This window comes from Colwellia sp. BRX8-7 (genome assembly GCF_014077275.1).
Taxonomy (GTDB): Bacteria; Pseudomonadota; Gammaproteobacteria; order Enterobacterales; family Alteromonadaceae; genus Colwellia_A.
In genome coordinates, this window is the sequence record NZ_JACGVP010000022.1 from 25,385 (window position 1) to 45,146 (window position 19,762).

The following is a 19,762-nucleotide window of genomic DNA, read 5'->3' on the forward strand; positions in this document are numbered from 1 at the left end:
ATTTGTTAAGTTATTGTTTTTACTTTTTTTTATTACGCTGGTGTCAAAGACAATGTCAGTTTGATTTAAGGGGTTAAGTGCGTTTAGAAGATAAAGGTTTAGCTGTGAATTAAATTAAACGCTTATCATGGCGGCTAGTTCACCAATAGAATCATGGAGGGGAGTGCACCGCTATGGTGCTTGCGCTTTAAAATGGAGCGATTAATTGAGTATTAAAAATAAACAGTGTGTTAGTGATTGTTTAAGTTATTGTATTTAAATGTTAAATTTTAATTTTATATGGTCTGTAATGTGCATAGACGTTAATGAGTTAAATTTTACTATACATCAACAGATGAATTAAAAGGATAATATGGACGCTATACTTGTTATTATTGCAGTCTCGTTAGCACTCGCTAGCGTTATCAATATAGTGTTAACCAAGTTCTCAATTTCGCACATTATTGGCTACATTATTACCGGCACCATAGTAAGCAATATTTTTGATTTCAATGGCAGTGACAATATTCATTCCCTTGAGCTTATTGGTGAATTTGGTATTGTTTTTCTTATGTTTACGATTGGCTTGGAAATGTCTTTTGCGAAGCTAGGTAAAATGAAGGAATTGATATTTTTTAATGGTTTTATCCAAGTTAGCTTTAGCGCTATTGTTATTTTTATACTTGCATTTTATCTTTTTAATATTGAACCGATACCCTCATTAATTATTGCGCTTTCATTTAGTTTATCTTCAACGGCTATCGTATTACCTTACCTGAAAAAATCAAAAGATATAGTGACACCCTATGGTAAAAAATCAGTCGCTATACTGGTCTTTCAAGACTTAGCCGTTATCCCTATTTTACTCTTAATGGGTTTTCTCTCAAATAATGAATTGTCTCTAACCGATGTGCTGCTAAAAACTTTTTTGTATGCCAGTGGTATTATTATTTTTATGTTCACTATAGGAAAAAAAATAATTGCTTGGTTACTGCATTTTTCATCGAATGCGCTAATGGAAGAACTGTTTTTAATATCGGTATTTACTATCGTATTGGGGGCATCAATTATTGCTCATAACCTCGGTTTTACTTATTCTTTAGGTGCGTTCATTGCGGGGATGATTATTGCCGAAACTAAATTTCACATGAAAGTTGAATCGGATATATCTTCATATAAAGATCTTTTTTTAGGTGTTTTTTTCTTTTCTATTGGCACAAAAATAGACGTTGATTATTTTATAACTCATCTTCATTGGGTGATGAGTGTACTCGTCCTTGTTATGATAATAAAAGCGACGATTATTTATATTTTGATGAGAAAAAAATCGAATAAAAGCGAATCAATTAAATCTGCTGTTGCCTTATGCCAAGTAGGGGAGTTTTCTTTTGTGATTTTTGCTATGGCAATAAGTCAAAACCTGATAGCAAAAGATTTAGCGAGTTTTCTGATATTGGTTACCGTTTTATCTATGATATTAACCCCTTTTATGGTCAGTAATATTTATAAATTAGCCGCACTTTTTGTCGTTGAATTTTTTGAAGCTGATAAAATAACTACCGTAAAAGTGACTAATCACACCATTGTTTGTGGTTTTGCTATTTTAGGTCGCATTGTAGCGAAAGAACTGACAAATAATGGCATCAACTTTTTAATTATTTCTGATAATTTACAACATGTATTATTGGCAAGAAAGCGTGGCTATAACGCTTATTTTGGTCACCTAGATAAAACGCCCGTACTTGAATCATTAAAAGTAGAGCAAACAACTAGTATCATTATTACGGTAAACACATTAAAGAATAAACAAATAATTTGCCAAGCCGTACTCGATTACTATCCTAAGGCAAACTTAGTCGTTAAAGTGAATTCACTTGAGGAGAAAAAGGCACTGGCGGGCATTAATATTAACTTTTTTGTTCATGCACAACATGAAACAGCGGTGCTATTAGTTAAAAAAAGTATGGTTTGAATTGAAGTTTATAACCTGAGTAATAATAATTTTTTAGCTTGATTAGGGCAGTAATAATCCTATAGGCAAAAGTTTTTCGTCACTAAAACCTATTAAAAACCGGTAGAAGACATAATAATATTATTTTAGTCCGCTTTATATCTATAATAATTTCACTTTCATATAGAAATTCATCAATAAAATTTAGCCAATAGACCTTGAATAAGTTATTGATTATTTGATCTAATATTTAGTTAATGTGAATATAGGGTCTATACTTGGGCAGAGATAATATCCGACAATTAATTAATGGGTTAAGCTAGCCTCGTTGTCTTAGAGATAGTCAGGTCATTGCTGAAATCGCCGCTGGGCCTGCTAAAGGATTGTAAACAAAATAATATGACTAATATTAAAACGCTACAACAGAAAATTAAACGTCGTAACTCATTAGCGATAGCTTTAATTGCTGTGTTAATTAGCCTGTCATTTTTAAGTTTGATGTTATTATTTAATCAACAAGCCAAAGATGCTGAAACGATTAATCTTGCTGGCGGCCAAAGAATGTTGTCACAAAAAATAGCTTACCTAGCCATTCAGCATTATCACAATATAACTACGGCTGAAATTGATGAGAAGGTGACAAAAAATCTTTTCGATACGGTCAAATTGTTTACGACTAACCAGCAACTTTTAACAATGATGGTGGTTAACGAATCTAATAGCATGCCTAGTGAATTATACTCATGGTATTTTAACGCGCCGACTGAGCTTAACAAACGGGTCAATCACTTCGCTGAAAGTGCTATCGCGCTTAGTCTGACTCAAAACAAAAAGAATGCTGAGGCGATAGTTAAAGAAAAATTCAATCTAGAGTCTAATAATAATTTACTGATTTCTTTAGATCTAGTCGTTTCCAAAATAGAGCAACATTCTAATCAGCGTATAGTTAACATAGAAAGACTCGAAGCATTTTTATGGCTGGTCTCAATGGCCCTATTATTTGCGATAAGCTTCTTCATTTTTAGGCCGCTGCAACGGCTCATTAGCAATTATCACCATGAACTTTCACTTTCTAAACAAAAAAGTGTCGAGTTAATGCTGGCGATAAATAAGCACGCGATTGTTTATCGAGTCAATGTCGATGAAAAGGGTACGTTAACGGAAGTCAATCAACGTTTTCTTGATTTCTATCGTTACCGTGAAGAAGAGATCCTTGGTCACAGTGTTGTTGAAATCTGCGCTTCAAGTTATACCCAAGACGATTATAAAAATATATTTCTAACAGCTATCGCTAAAGAATATTGGCATGGCGAATCCATTAATAAAATCAAAGGTGGCCGAGAGCTATGGTTAAGTACCACCATAGTGCCACTGATCAACAATGATAATAAGGCAGAATCTTTTATTGTTATTCAGAACGATATTAGTGGTATTAAGCAAACTGAACTGACTCTTAATAAACTCCATAAAATAACCTCGGATATAGACAAATGCTTAATTGATAAAATTCAAAATATCTTAGAGCTTGGAAAAAAAATATTTAATTTACCGCTTGCGTTGATCAGTGAAATTCACCAGCAAGAATATCGAGTTGTCTATTGTCATACTCCGAACAATGAAATTAATCCTGGAGATATTTTTGATTTAGGCAATACCTATTGTTTTCATACCATACATGCAAACCAGCCTATTTCTTTTTACCATGCAGGTGAAAGTGAAATAAAAGATCATCCGTGTTATCAAGCTTTTGGTTTAGAAAGCTATATTGGTGTGCCATTGACTGTCGATGGCAAACTGTTTGGCACATTAAACTTTTCTGGCCCTGAGCCTTCGGCAAGGCCTTTTACCACGAGGGAATTAGACTTAATTCAATTGTTTTCTCATTGGATAAGTGCAGAGCTAACACGTGTTAAACATAAAAATAGATTGCTAGGGCAACAATCTTTAATGGAAGAAATGGCACAGCAAGCTCGCATTGGTGTCTGGGAAGTTGATCTAGTTAACAACAATGTTTACTGGTCAAAAATGACTAAAGTCATTCATGAAGTGCCCAATGAGTATCAACCAGAACTATCTCAGGCAATTAATTTTTATAAAGAAGGAGAAAGTAGAGAGAAAGTACAAGCGTTAATTGCCAAGTGTATGAATGATGGTAGTGCTTACGAGGAAGATATGCAGTTGGTCACTGCCAAAGGTAAAGAAATTTGGGTGTCTGCTCGTGGTCGTTCCGAGTTTACCGATGGGAAATGTGTGCGTTTGTATGGCTCATTTCAAGATATTACTGATAAAAAGGTAAGCCAACAGCGTATTAGCCATCACAACCAACGAATGAGATTAGCAACAGACTCTGCCGGTATCGGTGTGTGGGAACTTAACTTGCTTAGTAATGAATTAAAGTGGGACGATTGGATGTTTAAGCTTTATGGTGTCGACCGTCAACCAGCTTTAAGTGCGAAAGACGTTTGCGACAAAGGTGTACATCCTGAAGATATCGAGAAGGCCGGTCTTGAATTCATTAATGCAATTAAAGTACACGGTCAGTACGATACACAATTTCGAATTATATGGCCAAATGGCGAAATAAAGTATATCAAAGCAGCGGCGATTATCAGTTATGACAATAATAAAAAACCGGTATCAATGATAGGTGTGAACTATGACGTTAGCGCAATCGTTGAGAATGAAATCGCTCTTATTAAAGCGAAAGAGCAAGCAGAAGTAGCGGTAACCGCTAAAAATGAATTTTTTGCTAGTATGAGCCACGAAATACGAACACCAATGAATGGTGTTATTGGTATGCTGGATTTAGTTAAAGACTCTGTGTTAAGCCAAGAACAAAATCACCGAATCGGTATCGCCCAGCAAAGTGCTCACTCGCTTTTAGCATTAATTAACGACGTTTTAGATTTCTCCAAAATAGACGCTAATAAGTTAGAACTTGAAAATGTTAGTTTTAACTTACGTGATATGGTTGGTGACTTAGCCGAATCTTTTGCGCAACAAGCTCAGCACAAAGGCTTAGAGTTAATCGTTGACCTTGTTGATATTGAAGAGTCGCTAGTGGTTGGCGATCCTAATCGACTTCGTCAAATATTGACCAATTTATTAGCTAATGCTATTAAGTTTACCAAACAAGGCGAGGTGGTTATTCGTCTTTGCCAGCAAAATCACTCGACAACGCATTGGCGAATTATTGCTGAAATATCTGATACTGGTATCGGTATACCAAAAGATAAGCAGCAAGGATTGTTTGAAGTGTTTAGTCAAGTTGATGCCTCAACAACACGAGAATATGGCGGCACAGGGCTTGGTCTTGCTATCGTTAAAAAGCTTTGCTTATGTATGCAAGGCAGTGTCGATGTTGATAGTAACCCAGGTGAAGGTAGTACTTTTAGCTGTGATTTATTGTTAGAAAAATCAGCGGATTCTTTATTGTCTCAACCTGTAAAAGCTTTGCAAGGCAAACGTGTGCTGATTATAGAGCAAAATCAATCCTGCGCTAACGTTATTAAACGCCAATTAAACTGCTGGCATGTAGAAGCTGATATCATAACGACCTTACAACCTGCGCTCACAGCTCTTAATAAGCAAACAGAAAATGACCACTATGATTTGTTGATCATTAATCAACAACTTGCTGATTTAGATGCTTTAGCATTTGTTAAAACAGTGCGCTTGAATCCGGTGCATAAAAATCTAAAAATAATGTTTATGACGCTAATGAGCATTCAGCATAATTTAGCCGATAGCACGGCAAGTGGTATTGATGGTTTTTTTCCTAAACCGGTAATTACCACCGATTTACAACGAGCATTAAACACTTTATTAGCTGAACCTGAAAAACAGCTCATCAGTGAAGTGACCACGGCTAAATTAACACGTTTATCTAATGAGGATAGTAGCTGGACAAAAAAGGTTAAATTACTACTGGTAGAAGATAATCGAGTTAATCAAATGGTTGCTATGGCGGTATTGAAAAAAATAGGAATAACCCAATGTGTTATTGCCATTAACGGTAAAGATGCCATTGAAAAGCTTAAAGCAAGTGATGAGAGCCAGCCATTTACTTTTATTTTTATGGACTGTCAAATGCCTGAAATGGATGGTTACCAAGCGACAGCCTCAATTAGGCAAGGTAATGCAGGAGCTCGCTATTTAAGTATTCCTATCGTTGCTATGACGGCCAATGCGATGGTTGGAGATGAAGAAAAATGCTTGTCTGCAGGGATGGATGATTATTTGGTTAAGCCGATCAACAAAGAACAAGTGAAAGAGGCAATCAAAATATTTCAATTAAAATAGCTGCTAGGCATAAAAAGTCAAACCAATATTGAGTGTAATAAAATAGTAAAAATCGCGTAAAAAAACAGCCGTCTTAATAGGGCGGCTTGGTCATAATATTAATGTTTATTAGACTGCTCTGTGTTGTTATTACAGCAAAAGTGATTATTTTAAAAATATATTTTAGTGATTTTATTATGAATATCATTGATAGTTTTTTATCTTGTATTTGAATGATAGAAAACGTCTAATCCATAGGCTAGTAAGCATTCTTGCAATGATGTATACAAACCAACGACAGCTCATTTTATCGTTGGCTTGAAAGCAGAAAACCATAAATATTCTCTTCAAGTTAAGGTCATGTGGTATGTCAATGCATTTACCGTTATTAAGTGAACTCAGAGAATGTTGTGGTCGTGAAGACTGAAATATCGGCTGTCACGACCCTAAGTTATCGCGATTAAACGTGGAGATCACCCTTTACCTTGGGTGCGATTTCGATTGGATTTAGCGCTAGCATTCTTTTCAATAAACTTTTTCTCAATAAACTTGAAGATCATGGTGGCAACATCCTTTTCGGTCGCAGCTTCAATACCGGCTAAACCCGGCGAAGAATTAACTTCCATGACCACAGGGCCACGTTCGGCGCGCAGTAAGTCAACACCACAAACGTTTAGCCCCATAATGTTTGCTGCCGATACCGCCGTTGCTCTTTCTTCTGGGGTAAGTTTAACGAGTACCGCTGAACCGCCGCGGTGTAAATTTGATCTAAATTCACCCTCGGCGCCTTGACGCTTCATTGCGGCAACAACACGGTCTCCAACGACAAAACATCGAATATCAGCACCACCGGCTTCTTTGATAAACTCTTGAATTAAAATATCAGCATTTAAACCCATAAATGCTTCAACAATCGCTTCTGCTGATTTAGTTGTTTCAGCAAGTACGACTCCAATACCTTGTGTACCCTCAAGTAACTTAATCACGCAAGGTGCGCCACCGACGTTCTTAATTAAATCTTTTACATTATCAGGACGATTAGCAAAGCCGGTTCTTGGTAAGCCGATGCCTTTTCTTGACAGGAGTTGCATAGAGCGTAACTTGTCTCTAGAGCGACTAATCGCTACAGATTCATTGACACTAAAAGCACCGGTCATTTCAAATTGACGGACTACTGCGGTGCCATAGAAAGAAATTGATGCGCCAATACGCGGTATAATAGCGTCGTACTGTGGCAGCTCTTTACCTTTGTAGCGCACAACAGATCTATCACTAGTGATATCCATATAACAATGCAGTGTATCGATAACGTCAACTTGGTGACCCAGCGCTTCACCCGCTTCTTTTAAACGACGAGTCGAGTACAACTTCTTGTTTCTAGATAAGATTGCTATTTTCATGTTTGATTTCCTGTTTTTATAAAGAACAATAATCTATAGACTAGACTGTTTACTAAATAGTCACAAAAAAAAAGTTTTTTTGACAAAGGCGGTAAACAAGCTCAACTTTATTGTGCTTGTCAATATGACCATTTGAAATTTTACCTGATGAGTACAGCATATATAGTAGACCGATGATAAAGCACCGTATTCTTTTGGATTAGCCTTATAAATCAACAAATTCAATGGTTTGTGTTGAATTGGTTGTTAGCCTTTAATGATAGATATAAAGCCGATATGACATCACAAGAAATTTTAAAATCAGCGACGGTTAATGCGGCTGATTTAATGGTGATGTCAAAGCGTTTATGAACACTCGAAGTCGGAAAAGTTGCTGACATTATTACCATGCACGCTAGCCCTTTCGTTGATATTAATGAATTATTAGCTGTTGATTTTGTAATGAAGTCAGATGACGTGGTCAAGTCTAAGTAATGGCGTAACCCTTAATAAAAAGTCTGTTTAATCTTTGTTAAACAGGCTTTGTACTTATCATATTGAGTGATGCTGCTTATTGCAGGACTACCATAAAAAGCATGGCATTATTTTACGCTAAAGCGTCACTTCTTCTGCGCTGCTGACGGTTTCGGTGATTTGTTTACGTTGGTTCATTCTCAAGGCTAAATACAAATCAGAATGCACATAAATTCCATCGTGACCTGATTTAATCTCTGCTTTTACAAACCACGCCAACAACTGTCTTTTTCTGCCAGCAAGCTCAAGGCGAACCCCGCGCTTTCTAAAAATAACCTCTAAATCTGATAGCATCGCCATCACACTTAAGTCTAAATGAGTAAAACATGGCACCGCATCAATAATTACACACTCAATGTCATCTTTTTGTCTGGCATATTGTTCTAACAATCGGCGTTTAAAGAAACTAGAATTAAAGTAAGTTAAAGGCGAATTAAAACGATAAATAAAAATACCGTCCACCGCTTTTGCTTTATCACTGGCATCTAAACTTCTTACTACACCGTTGATATCAACACCGAGTATATGGTCGGTGGGGCGCATTACCGTCCTAATAAATTGGAATAAACCTAGTAATACAGCAAGGGTAATACCGGGAATAACACCAATAAATAACACCGCTAATAAAGTGGTTAAGGTTAAGTAAAATGCTTGTCGGTCTTTTAGTCTGAGTTTCCAGACCATTTTAAGATCTAGTAGGTGCACAGAAGCAATAATCAAGACAACCCCCAAGGCGGCACTGGGAATAAATTCAAGGGGTGCGGTAAAGAAAATAGCAATAATAGCAATAATGGCTGCGGCTATAATAGAGACTAATTGGGTTTTACCGCCATTGGCATCATTGACTGCGGTGCGAGAAGAGGCGCCACTGACGGCAAAACCCTGTGATACAGCCGACGCTAAATTAGCAATACCTAAAGCCATAAATTCTTTATCTGCATCAACGTCATAGCCATTCTTTGCGGCAAAGCTGCGAGCGGTGAGCATCATGCTAACAAAACTTATTATCGCTAAGTTAAGTGCTGGCATAACAAGCTCACGAATAACACCGACATTAAATTCAGGTGTTTGAAATAAGGGTAAGCCCCCCTCGACAACGCCAATGGTTTTTATACCAAACTGCTCTAATTTAAAAAGCCATACTAAGGCTGCACCCAACGCAATGGCAAACATTGAAGCAGGCCAAGTGGGCTTTAGGCGTTTCATACCAAAATAAATAGCCAGGGTAAATAAGGCGATAGTTAATGTTGGGAAATGTGTTTGTGCTAAGTAATCAGGGACACCGCCCAAACGTTCGAGCAGATACCTTTCATCAAAGGTAAAACCAAATATTTTAGAAAATTGACCAACAATAACTGTTATCGCAACACCATTTAACAGCCCCATTAAAATAGGTTTAGACAAGAAGTCAGCCAATACACCAAGCTTAAAACGACTGGCCAGAATGCACCAAAAACCGGTCATCGCTGTCATGGTAATAACTAACTGCCAATGCTTTGTACTGTCGCCGGCGGCTAAAGGGGTGATCAGTGCCGCAATAACTGCACAAGTTGCCGCATCAGGCCCAACGATTAATTGCTTAGAGGTCCCAAATAATGCATATACCATCATAGGTAATACACAGGAGTACAAGCCTACTACGGCATTAACTCCGGTGAGTTGTGCATAAGCTATAGCAACCGGTAATGCAACGGCTGCAACCGATAATGCCGCTTTAACATCATCAGCAAACCAACTTCTTTCATAGTTAAATAAGGTGTTTAAACCTGGCATAAAATCATACAAACGTGACAACACAATAGCTCCCTTATTTATTTAGTGCTCAGCGATGCTATGCGTTTTGCTAATGGCGGATGACTCGAAAAGAGTGCGCTCATTTTACTTGAGCTAATGGCAAAAGCTGACATTTCGGTCGGTAGCTGGAGCAAGTTTTGTAGTTGCTCTAGTTTACTGAGTGCGGCAATCATATTTTGTCGGCCCGCAAGGCTTGCACCACCTTCATCTGCTCTAAATTCTCGATAGCGAGAAAACCACATCATTATCATAGTCGCTAATAAGCCCAATACGAGTTGAGAAACTAATGAGACAATCCAAAAGGCAGGTCCGTGACCACTTTTTACGTTAAATACATTGCGGTCAACCACATGACCGATAATGCGTGATAAGAACACCACGAAGGTATTTAAAACCCCTTGCAGAAGTGTCATTGTTACCATATCGCCATTGGCGACGTGGCTTATTTTATGAGCAAGAACCGCTTCTACCTCATTTTGACTCATGTGATTTAATAAGCCGGTACTTACCGCGACTAAAGCATTATTTCTACTCCAACCCGTTGCAAAAGCGTTCGGTGAAGGATGATTAAAAATACCGACTTCAGGCATGCCAATATTGGCTTTAAGGGCTTGTTCTTGTACTGTTTTGAGTAGCCAGCGCTCGGTTTGATTACTCGGCGTCACGATAACCTCGACGCCCATACTTCTTTTCGCCATAAACTTAGAAATAAACAAGGAAATAAACGAACCACTAAAGCCAATAACCGTGGCATAAATGAGTAATGATTGAAAATTAAGGTCGACGCCATTTTCTGCCAACAAGCCTTCAATACCAAATAAGCTAAAGGTAATACTCAAAATCATCATAATGGCAATGTTAGTGGCCAAAAACAGTAAGATTCTCATTGTTTATCTCTTCATTTTGCAATAATAATGCCTTTATAGACAAGGCTGTTAGTCAAATAGTCACAAAGTAATTTAATCAAATAGTGGGCAAGTAATCAAAGTATATTTATTGATAATAGGCGAAGTGTTAAAAATTTATTCGGGTGTTTTATTTAGACTGAAAATAAGTGATGTGCTGACTGGTTTTAGGTTTACCCTGTCTGCATTATCAATGATATTTTTGTGTTTACGGTTAATGTGACTTTATTTTACTTTCAGGAGTCTAGATAGAGGTGGGAAATTATGACCACATCATTAAGAATACAAAACATTTAAAGGAAAGATATGAAAGCTTTAATTTTATCCGTATCGTCGATAAAGCTCGGTACATTAGTGTCGAGTAGTTCACATTGTCCATGGTTTAATAGCAGTGTTGCTCTTCAATCAAGAGGTTTTAGTGGCAAAAACATCTGGTTTGATAGACTTCAGACCCAAGCTAACTTCGTAAAGTACTGGCACAGAGGCCGGTTAGTTCTTCATCTTCAGTGCAAGCAATGATATTTTATGAACAGGTACTCATCATTTTTTTTAGTCTGTAATTTAGTGGCAGGCTAAATGCTGTTTCAGCGGATTCTTTAGTTTCAACCCAATCAACGGCGTAATTATCCATCAATAGACATTGAACTAAACCATCACCGATGATCTTGTCATCTTCGACGATTAATATGCGCATTTATTACTCCGCTAACTACAAAACTATCTATGATAAAATGTTAACCTTAAGGTCATATTAAGGCCTTTGCTTTATTGATTATTGACTATTGTTAAGGTTATTCAACGTTACTCAACACTCGGTGATATTTTTTCTACTGAGACGAGATAACTAAATTCTGGATCGACCAACATTTCACCTTTCATCGCTTCACGTCCCAATAGCATCAAGTGGTTCATGCTTGACCGGTCGGTTAATGACAGTCTTACTGTCCATGTTAATTCGCCCATTACCGCCAACGTATTGATGATATAGCGACGTTCTTTTTCTCCGTTAGACGATTTTATACGTTTTCTATCGACTATCTTTGCCGAACATTTAATCGTTTTAGTGACATCGTGAGAATCAGGATGAAATTCAAAGTCCAACATGCCAGTGACTTTATTTTCAGAAATATGGTCAACATGGAGCGATGAAGTTTGCGCGCCAGTATCAATGCGGGTTGCAACCTCAAATAGCTCTAATTCGGGTAAATCAATAGTTTCTCTAGCACCGACAAGTATTTTTTCTTTCATATTATCCATTTCATTATGTTGTTGTAGCAGACAAAATTATATTTTACGGCACAAGTGCTAAAACAATAGCATATCATTGTTATTAAGAAATACTACGCCAAAAAGATGTTGCCGTTGTCAGCAATAATGACAGCTCTTATTGTTATAAGCGCCATAACTGTTCGATAAGCATAGCTTTTTTATTACTAAAGTAAAGTAGGGTGGCTTGATTTTCCACCCATTTAAGGAGTGTTTTTCTGGGGGTATATCATCAAATTTGTTTGAAATTAGAAGGAAATAGGTCTTCTCTTCGCCGGCAAAGATGATGGTTCAATTGCTTGCTCTGCAGAAACAAAGGTTTCTTTAGTGTTTGATTTACTCTTTTTAAGCGAGCTTTTAGTTCCAGCTCCACTGGGCTGTGCAGTCGTTGATGACTTTTGTTTTGGAGTATGAGCAACTTCAAAAATTTCGCCATCAAATTCAACGGTATCGCCATGACGAATTTTCTTTCGTTTTTGAAACTCAACTTCATTGTTAACTAGAACATAACCTTCGCTGATCACTATTTTGGCTTCGCCACCACCACCGACCATATTGGCAATTTTTAGTAATTTACAAAGCTCGATTGGTTCAACCGAAATATTAATAATAGGGTGTGCAGACATGTAACGTTAGCCTAGTGATATTAAATTTAATGGCAACAATTATAACATAAAGAAGTGTGACAAGGATAAGGTATAGATTATTTAGTCGTAAATTTTATTATCGCACTTCGTCAATTAAAACAAGTCTTTTTAAAGCTCACTTAATATATAGCCTTGATAATTTAAATGCTTGGGTTAATGGTTAAGCTGACTTTCGCCTGATAAAGTTTCTGTCTCTAGCTGTTTTAGCGGCAGTTAATCGATCGCTTTGACAAAGTGATCAAACTTTAAGGCCGTTATTAGCCACAGCAAGGTTTACTTGGCTGAGGAATAAGTTGATGCTTTTAAATGTTTTATACAATGCTAAAGTTTATAATTATGCCATAATCAAATTTACGGCGAACAGGGTAAATAACTTTTATTACTTGTTAAGAAAACATGAAAAGTTGCAGAACAACACTATGCATCCTTCTATTATTAGTGGTGTATCGCATTATTTTTTTCTTTACCCGGACACAGAGGCTAATTTGAATAAACTTGAAAAAAGTCAATTAAGTCAATTAGTAAAACGCTTGTACAGGTGCATGTTTGTCAAAGATGCTCAAGATGATAGCGTTCATACCATGGCTCTTTCATTATGAGTATTTCACTTGTTGTTGCCGATGACCATGTGCTTATGCGCCAAGCATTAGTAAATTATTTAAAGGCAGGTAACGAGTTTACTATCTTGGCTGAATGTAAAGATGGAATAGAATTAATCAGTCAAACCTTAAAAACCGATCCTGATGTTGTGGTGATGGATATTTCTATGCCAAATATGAGCGGACTGGTGGCAATTGACAAACTATTGTCGCAAAGGCCAACGACAAAAATATTAGTTTTATCCATGCACGACGAACTTGAGTATATTTTAGCGATGCAAAAAGCGGGTGCTAAAGGTTATATCCTCAAAGAGTCGTCCTCAGATCTTCTTATTCATGCAATTAAAGATGTTTATAACGGTAAAACCTTCTTTCCAAACTTATCTGCCAATAATTGTCAGCCGGCGTCCAACCCATTAGAAGTATTAACTCGGCGAGAAAGAGAAGTGTTTTTCTCAGTAATTGCCGGAAATACCAGTAAGAAAATAGCAGGATTACTCAATATGAGTGTAAAAACGGTGGAAAATCATCGCACCAAAATATATAAAAAGCTGCAGGTTGGCAGTGTGGCAGAACTACTAAGAATGGCTAATAAAGCAGGTCTTCTTGAATAGTGTTTATTTTATCTCATCTCATTTGAACTTTGCTAGAGACAAAAAAACGCCCTACAAGGAGGGCGTTTAATGAATGTAGATGTTATACGTACTCTGCTCTACATTTAGCTGTTATTACTCTGCATTCGAACTTGTCCCTGAGACAAAGTAATTTTTATCTATTTGATTAGCGATAATCGCATAGCTAGCACGAGTTACACCGTCTTCTGGATTAAATGTAGCAACCATTGTCGGTTGTAAATCAAATTGACCTTGCTCAAGGCTATAGCGAACACCTAACAGACCTTCGTTCAAAGCAATTTGCACATAACCGCGCATATCGTCAGCAATATCACTTTGGTCAGCAATCACGATTGATTCACCCTTGTAATTAACGGTGATTTCATGCGCTTCGCCCAAGTCTATTGCCTCTTGAGTTTTACCAATAACTTGTATTAGGCTATAAGCTAAGTCAGCACGAGTCACAGCAGATTTTCCGTGGAAGTCGCCATTATTATCAACCATCATCACGGGACCAAATTGTTGTTTAGCATCTTTCAACGCGGCACCTGACATAGCAACTGATTCAGCAAAAATACGGTATCTAGGGTCAACACCACTTAGGCTTATTTCTGTTTCCCCATCTAAATGGCGATACTGACGTACCGATGTCCCCATGACTAAAGCTTTAGCCAATTCCTGACGATTTAACATCGCATCAGGTGCAAAAGATGTCGCTGAACGACCATCCATAAGGCGTTCAAGTACAGCAGTTTCTATTGCTGCTTGCTGACTATGGCCTGCTACGTCATCCATACCTTCTATGCTTGTTAAAATATCTTGCCACACCCAATAACTGATATGATTATCACTAGCTTCATCAGTTTGTGCCTGTTCGTCGTAAGCTGCAGCGGCAGGTGGCACTGATAAACCAAAGGCGTCAGTTTCCATAAACAGTTTCCATGGACCCGCTTGTGCTGGAGCCGTTACAAACGAGTTACTGTCCCAAACTGGGTCGGTAGAGTCGCCTTCAAAACGTTGCCCATCAGGTGCTACAAGTACAGCTTTAACACTTGTTAAGGCCGTTAAGCCAACATGTACGGTTTTTGCATTGGCATTGACTTTAAATTCAATTACTTGCGACTCTAGTGTTTCAAACGCTAAAGCACCTTCAGCAATTTTCATGGCTTGCATATTGATACTGGCCGTGAAACGAGAGTCAGCGCTGTTGTTAACAGATTTTTTATGATCTGCATTTTTCCCTTTAGCTGCAGCTACTGCAGCATGGGCATTAATATAACCTGCACCGACTTCCCAAGACTCATAACCTGGCATATTCGTCGCAGATTCTTTCATTAATTGCTTGATTTCATCGATACTTAGCGAAGGGTTAGCTTCCATCATCAGCGCTGCAACACCAGCAGTGTGCGGTGTTGCCATTGATGTACCCGAGATACGGGTATAAAAAGGAATATGTGTTGGGTCAAGCACCAAATCAGCATCTCCGCCATTGGCAGCCATATTGGTTGATGAACGCGTTGATACCATGTTGCGCCCTGGTGCGACAATTGTGACTTCGTTAGTGTAAGTCCATGCCTTACCATCTGGCATGGTGAAATCACCGCTTTCATATTCTAAACCACGAGATGAAAAGTCGACTAAATTACCATTGGTATCGCCAGCACCTACTGACATTCCCCAAGGGATCTGAGCATGAGGGTTATTGCTATTTTCGCCAGAGCCCGAGTTACCCGCAGCAAATACCGATAAAATACCAAATTGATAAGCTTTATATGACGCTAAGGCAACAGGGCCTTTAGCATCAAATTTACCGCTTGAACCCCAAGAGTTACTCATAATACGTAGAGGATGTTCATAGTCATAAACGTTGTTAATAGCATAGTCATAGCCGCCAACCGCATCTAAAATAAATAAACCTAACCCTGAGCCGTAACCCACTAAATCAGCATCGGGTGCAACGCCTTTATATTTTCCATCAGACATAGCGCCCGAACCCGCTATAGTGCCAGCACAGTGAGTACCGTGGCCGACATTCAAGTCGGTATTAGGTTGGTTTTTAATAACAAAACCGTCTGTAATACCGGTTTCAGCGAGATCGAGTGAATGTGTTGCCGCTTGCACGTTATCAACCACTACGTCGCCAAAGAATAAATCTTGGTGTGTTGCATCAATACCCGAGTCATTAACCATAATGGTTACGCCTTTACCGGTATATTCTATGCCGCCATTGCGGTTTGCAAATTCGGTACCTTGAACTTTGTCAACACCGGTAATTTCACGAGAGTTAGCATTAAAATATTCAAGCTTACGGTTTAACCATACTGAACGTACATCATCTCGTCCGGCAATCGCTTTGATTTGTGCGACATTAGCAACAACACCCATAATAGGTACGGCAGAAAACTGCACACCCTTACTGATACCTAAGGCTTTTAACGCCCGTATTTGGCTTACTGATATTGGCTTCATTTGTTCAAAGGTTACCACGGCCATAACTGTTTCTTCGCCCGTCATCGTCGGAAGCACTAGTGCCAGTTGCTCGCCAATAGCAGCGTCAGCTAAAGCGTGCGTAGGTAATGTCATTGCCAAAGAGGCTGCAGCCAAGGCACTTAAGGTAAATTTTTTCATTATATTTCAAACTCCAATATGTTTCATACTTGTAGGTTAAATATCTTAAATATTTCTAATTGTTTTTAATTATTAAAATATTTTTATCACCTTTAGTCTCCCAACAAACCATTAAGATGAAAATAGGGGCTTACCCCTATTATTGAATAAATAACTGCTTAATTAGCAAACCTATAAGGTGAATCATTTTAGAAACAAAGTATCAGCGAGTTGATCGTATTAGTGATTTTAATTTACCTAATAGTTCACTAGATAGGGGAAACCCCCTATTTACTCAGCCCCCCTTAACTCGATAGAGTGCTTGAGTGAATTATATACACCCCTTAACAATAACTAGAACGAGTGAAATAATGAAAAAATTTACCTTAAGTGCAATAGCAGCAGCAACCATGGCATTAACTATGCCGTCTCAAGTTTTCGCTAACGCTGCCATTGGCGAGCAGTTAGCTGAGTTTTTACCGACTATGGTTGGTTCTCAAACGGTTATGGCCGTAGTAACTTATAACCAATTAGAGCCGGTATCAACAACTCAACTAGAGCATCTTTCTGGACTAGGTATTAGTCAGGCTGTTCAGTTTGCTTCGGTTCCTGTTATTGGCGTAGTCGCTAACTTAGACCAAATTAAAGCCATTGCTCAACGTAGCGATGTGCGCTCGGTATGGTTAAATCGTGAGCTTGAATACTTTAATTCTGATGCTCGTCAAATCACAGGGGTTGATGCGGTTCAAGGTGCTGAATTTGAATTACAAAATGGCATTGAATATACCGGTAAAGGCGTAACTGTAATGGTTAATGACTCGGGTATTGATGCTACCCATCAGGATTTATTCTTTGGCGATAAAGTGATTGATAACGTGCAAGGTCTAACGCATGCAAGTTTATTAAGCATAACGGGTGTAACCGAAGGTCTAATACTTAAAAACCAACCTAACACAGATACTAATTCAGGCCATGGTACCCATTGTGCTGGCACTATTGCTGGATATGGTACTATGTCAGATGGCCTTTACCCAGGCGCAGCGCCAGATGCTAAATTAGTAGGCTATGGCTCAGGTGGCGTTATTCTTATTCTTGATACTATAGGCGCTTATGACTATGCCATTACTAAAGGTGATAGTTACGAAAATCCATTGCGCGTTATGAGCAACTCTTGGGGTTCAAGTGGAAAGTTCGACCCGACTGGCCCAGTTTCTCTAGCTTCATATAAAGCCCATAAAATGGGAATATTATCTGTATTTGCCGCAGGTAACTCAGGCTCAGGTGAAGATACGCACAACCCTTATGCACAAATTCCTTGGGGCATGTCTATTGGCGCAGGAGAAAAAGATGGCACACTAGCTGGTTTCTCTTCACGTGGTTATAAGTATGAATCTGGCGAGTTTGTGATGCCAGGTGGTGAAAAATGGACCTACAATAATGAAATTACTATCGTAGCTCCTGGTGTAGACGTTATTTCTACTCGTGCTGTTACTAATGCCGGCGCAAATGGTGGTGAAGCTGATGTAGACGCGATGGACCCTACTCATTTACCTTTCTATACCATGATATCAGGTACGTCGATGGCAACGCCTCATGTTGCTGGTATTGTTGCACTAATGTTAGAAGCTAATCCTGACTTAGATAACATGGCCATCAAAAAATTGTTACAAGAATCTGCGACTAATATGCCAGGTTACGAGCGCTTTGAAGTCGGTGCTGGATTTGTAAACGCCCGTGCAGCAGTAGCCGCAGCCAAAAACTATGATATGAACCACAGTGTCACGGTTAATAACCTACGCGGTAAAGTTTTCAATGCTAATACGCTAGTTGAAATTAGCGAAAAAAGCCCTGAAGGTTCTATCTGGTCAACACCCAATGGCGTCACAGAGCCACTAGGACTGCAAAACTCATTTGAATTTCAGGTTCACAGTGAAGCATTGTGGGTTAAGGGCTCTGCGAGCTCATTGGCTAATACGGCTAAATTAGTTTTAATTGACCCTAATGAAACTGAATACTTTGGTAACTTAACTTTACCTGTGCTTGGAACTGATATGCGTGTTACGGCACCTGCAATGGCAGGTACGTGGACGGTTCGAGTTGACGGACTAACCTCTTTGTCTGGCGTAAATCCAGATCCACTTGATCTAACTAATGGTCCAATGGCTCCTGAGAATTTCGACGTTAAAATAAATTTTGAAGACTTAATTGGCTTTGAAGGGGTAAACGATATAGCCGCTCATCGTTATGAAAATGCGATAAAATATGCAGTAAGCAAAAGACTAATGGATGGCTTGAATAACGGTGATTTCAACCCTGATGCAAAGTTAAAACGTAAAGACTTAGCTAAGTACCTAGTCATGGGCGGCGCTGTTCGTCAATACCGTGAATTAGACAACGAGCCAAAGCCAGAGCTTAATGAAGAACCTAGTGGTTACCAAGCGTTTATTGAATCGGTATCGGTTGTCGGTGGCGCATTGAAAGATAGCCTACGTACACAGCAGCCAGTTATGCTTAGTCAAAATGGTGAGTTTGCACATAACGGACGTGTATCTAAAGTAGACCTAGCTTACAGCTTAGTTCAAATTCTAGGACTAGAATCAATGGCTAAAGCGTTTGATCCTGAGAAAGATAACATTACGGTTGACTATAAGGGCCAGACTATTGTGCTAGCAGATCAAGACAGCATTGCCGACGATATGAAAGGTTATGTGCAACTTGCCATACAGCTTTCATTATTGAATGTTCACTTTGATGTTACTCAAGGTACTTACGACTTAACGCCACAGTTGAATGCTAGCTTTGGTGGAAATTATAAAGTCACTCGTGCAGAATATGCTTTAACTGCTGGTCGTCTTTTTGGTCAATACTTTCAGTAAGCTCTTTGGTCAATACTTTGAGTAATTACTTTCGGTAACTAGTACCACATATTAATCAGGAGGCCATTTGGCCTCCTTTTTTTTACCGGTTAACCACACCCCCTTGCCGCTCAGACTGTTAATCATGGTTTCTCCTTTTTCAGTATCGATTAGATAAGCTAATGCTATGTTAGGCAACATCATTGACAACTTTTCCAAGTGATCTCTTATTTGTTCTCTGCAGAGGTGAGCTGGTTCTATTTTTCTCGCTAGGTATTGACTTGCCGTTGATAGTCGAATTAATAGTTGGCAATTAGCAATTAGCAATTAGCAATTAGCAATTAGCAATTA

Annotated in this window: 11 protein-coding genes; 4 read left to right on the forward strand and 7 right to left on the reverse strand. The window is 38.5% G+C overall.

Annotation, left to right across the window (positions count from 1 at the left end):
• Positions 1–352 precede the first annotated feature (352 nt).
• Both H4J57_RS17530 and H4J57_RS17535 read left to right on the forward strand, forming a co-directional pair.
• A complete protein-coding gene (locus H4J57_RS17530; RefSeq protein WP_182222882.1) occupies positions 353–1,951 on the forward strand; it encodes a cation:proton antiporter in 1,599 nt (532 codons plus the stop codon).
• Positions 1,952–2,329: 378 nt separating this feature from the next.
• Positions 2,330–6,232 carry a response regulator gene (locus tag H4J57_RS17535; protein ID WP_182243759.1) on the forward strand — a complete coding sequence of 1,301 codons (3,903 nt, stop codon included), beginning with the start codon at positions 2,330–2,332 and terminating at the stop codon, positions 6,230–6,232.
• Positions 6,233–6,684: 452 nt separating this feature from the next.
• Here H4J57_RS17535 and rimK read toward each other — a convergent pair whose 3' ends face one another.
• The 6 genes from rimK to H4J57_RS17565 all read right to left on the reverse strand — a co-directional run bounded on the left by rimK (position 6,685) and on the right by H4J57_RS17565 (position 12,715).
• Entirely contained in the window at positions 6,685–7,611 is a 927-nt protein-coding gene (gene rimK, locus H4J57_RS17540) for a 30S ribosomal protein S6--L-glutamate ligase (protein WP_070373965.1), read from the reverse strand.
• Between the two features lie 591 nt (positions 7,612–8,202).
• Positions 8,203–9,921 carry a SulP family inorganic anion transporter gene (locus H4J57_RS17545; RefSeq protein ID WP_182230083.1) on the reverse strand — a complete coding sequence of 573 codons (1,719 nt, stop codon included), beginning with the start codon at positions 9,919–9,921 and terminating at the stop codon, positions 8,203–8,205.
• A gap of 14 nt (positions 9,922–9,935) precedes the next feature.
• A complete protein-coding gene (gene htpX / locus H4J57_RS17550) occupies positions 9,936–10,805 on the reverse strand; it encodes a protease HtpX (protein WP_182243760.1) in 870 nt (289 codons plus the stop codon).
• 541 nt (positions 10,806–11,346) lie between these two features.
• Positions 11,347–11,517, reverse strand: coding sequence for a hypothetical protein (locus H4J57_RS17555; protein WP_182243761.1), 171 nt, complete (start codon positions 11,515–11,517; stop codon positions 11,347–11,349).
• A gap of 107 nt (positions 11,518–11,624) precedes the next feature.
• Positions 11,625–12,071, reverse strand: coding sequence for a RimK/LysX family protein (locus H4J57_RS17560; RefSeq protein WP_182243762.1), 447 nt, complete (start codon positions 12,069–12,071; stop codon positions 11,625–11,627).
• A gap of 266 nt (positions 12,072–12,337) precedes the next feature.
• A complete protein-coding gene (locus H4J57_RS17565; protein ID WP_070373952.1) occupies positions 12,338–12,715 on the reverse strand; it encodes an RNA-binding S4 domain-containing protein in 378 nt (125 codons plus the stop codon).
• 616 nt (positions 12,716–13,331) lie between these two features.
• Here H4J57_RS17565 and H4J57_RS17570 point away from each other — a divergent pair.
• The gene (locus H4J57_RS17570; RefSeq protein WP_182243763.1) at positions 13,332–13,949 is read left to right on the forward strand and encodes a response regulator transcription factor; all 618 of its coding nucleotides are present in this window, start codon (positions 13,332–13,334) and stop codon (positions 13,947–13,949) included.
• A gap of 114 nt (positions 13,950–14,063) precedes the next feature.
• On the opposite strand, the gene H4J57_RS17575 is transcribed toward H4J57_RS17570, so the two are convergent.
• On the reverse strand, positions 14,064–16,577 hold the full coding sequence (locus H4J57_RS17575) for a S8 family serine peptidase (RefSeq protein WP_182243764.1): 2,514 nt from the start codon (positions 16,575–16,577) through the stop codon (positions 14,064–14,066).
• 350 nt (positions 16,578–16,927) lie between these two features.
• On the opposite strand from H4J57_RS17575, the gene H4J57_RS17580 reads away from it, so the two are divergent.
• Positions 16,928–19,432: a S8 family serine peptidase gene (locus H4J57_RS17580; protein ID WP_182243765.1), complete on the forward strand. Its 2,505-nt coding sequence runs from the start codon at positions 16,928–16,930 to the stop codon at positions 19,430–19,432.
• The last annotated feature ends 330 nt before the right edge of the window (positions 19,433–19,762 follow it).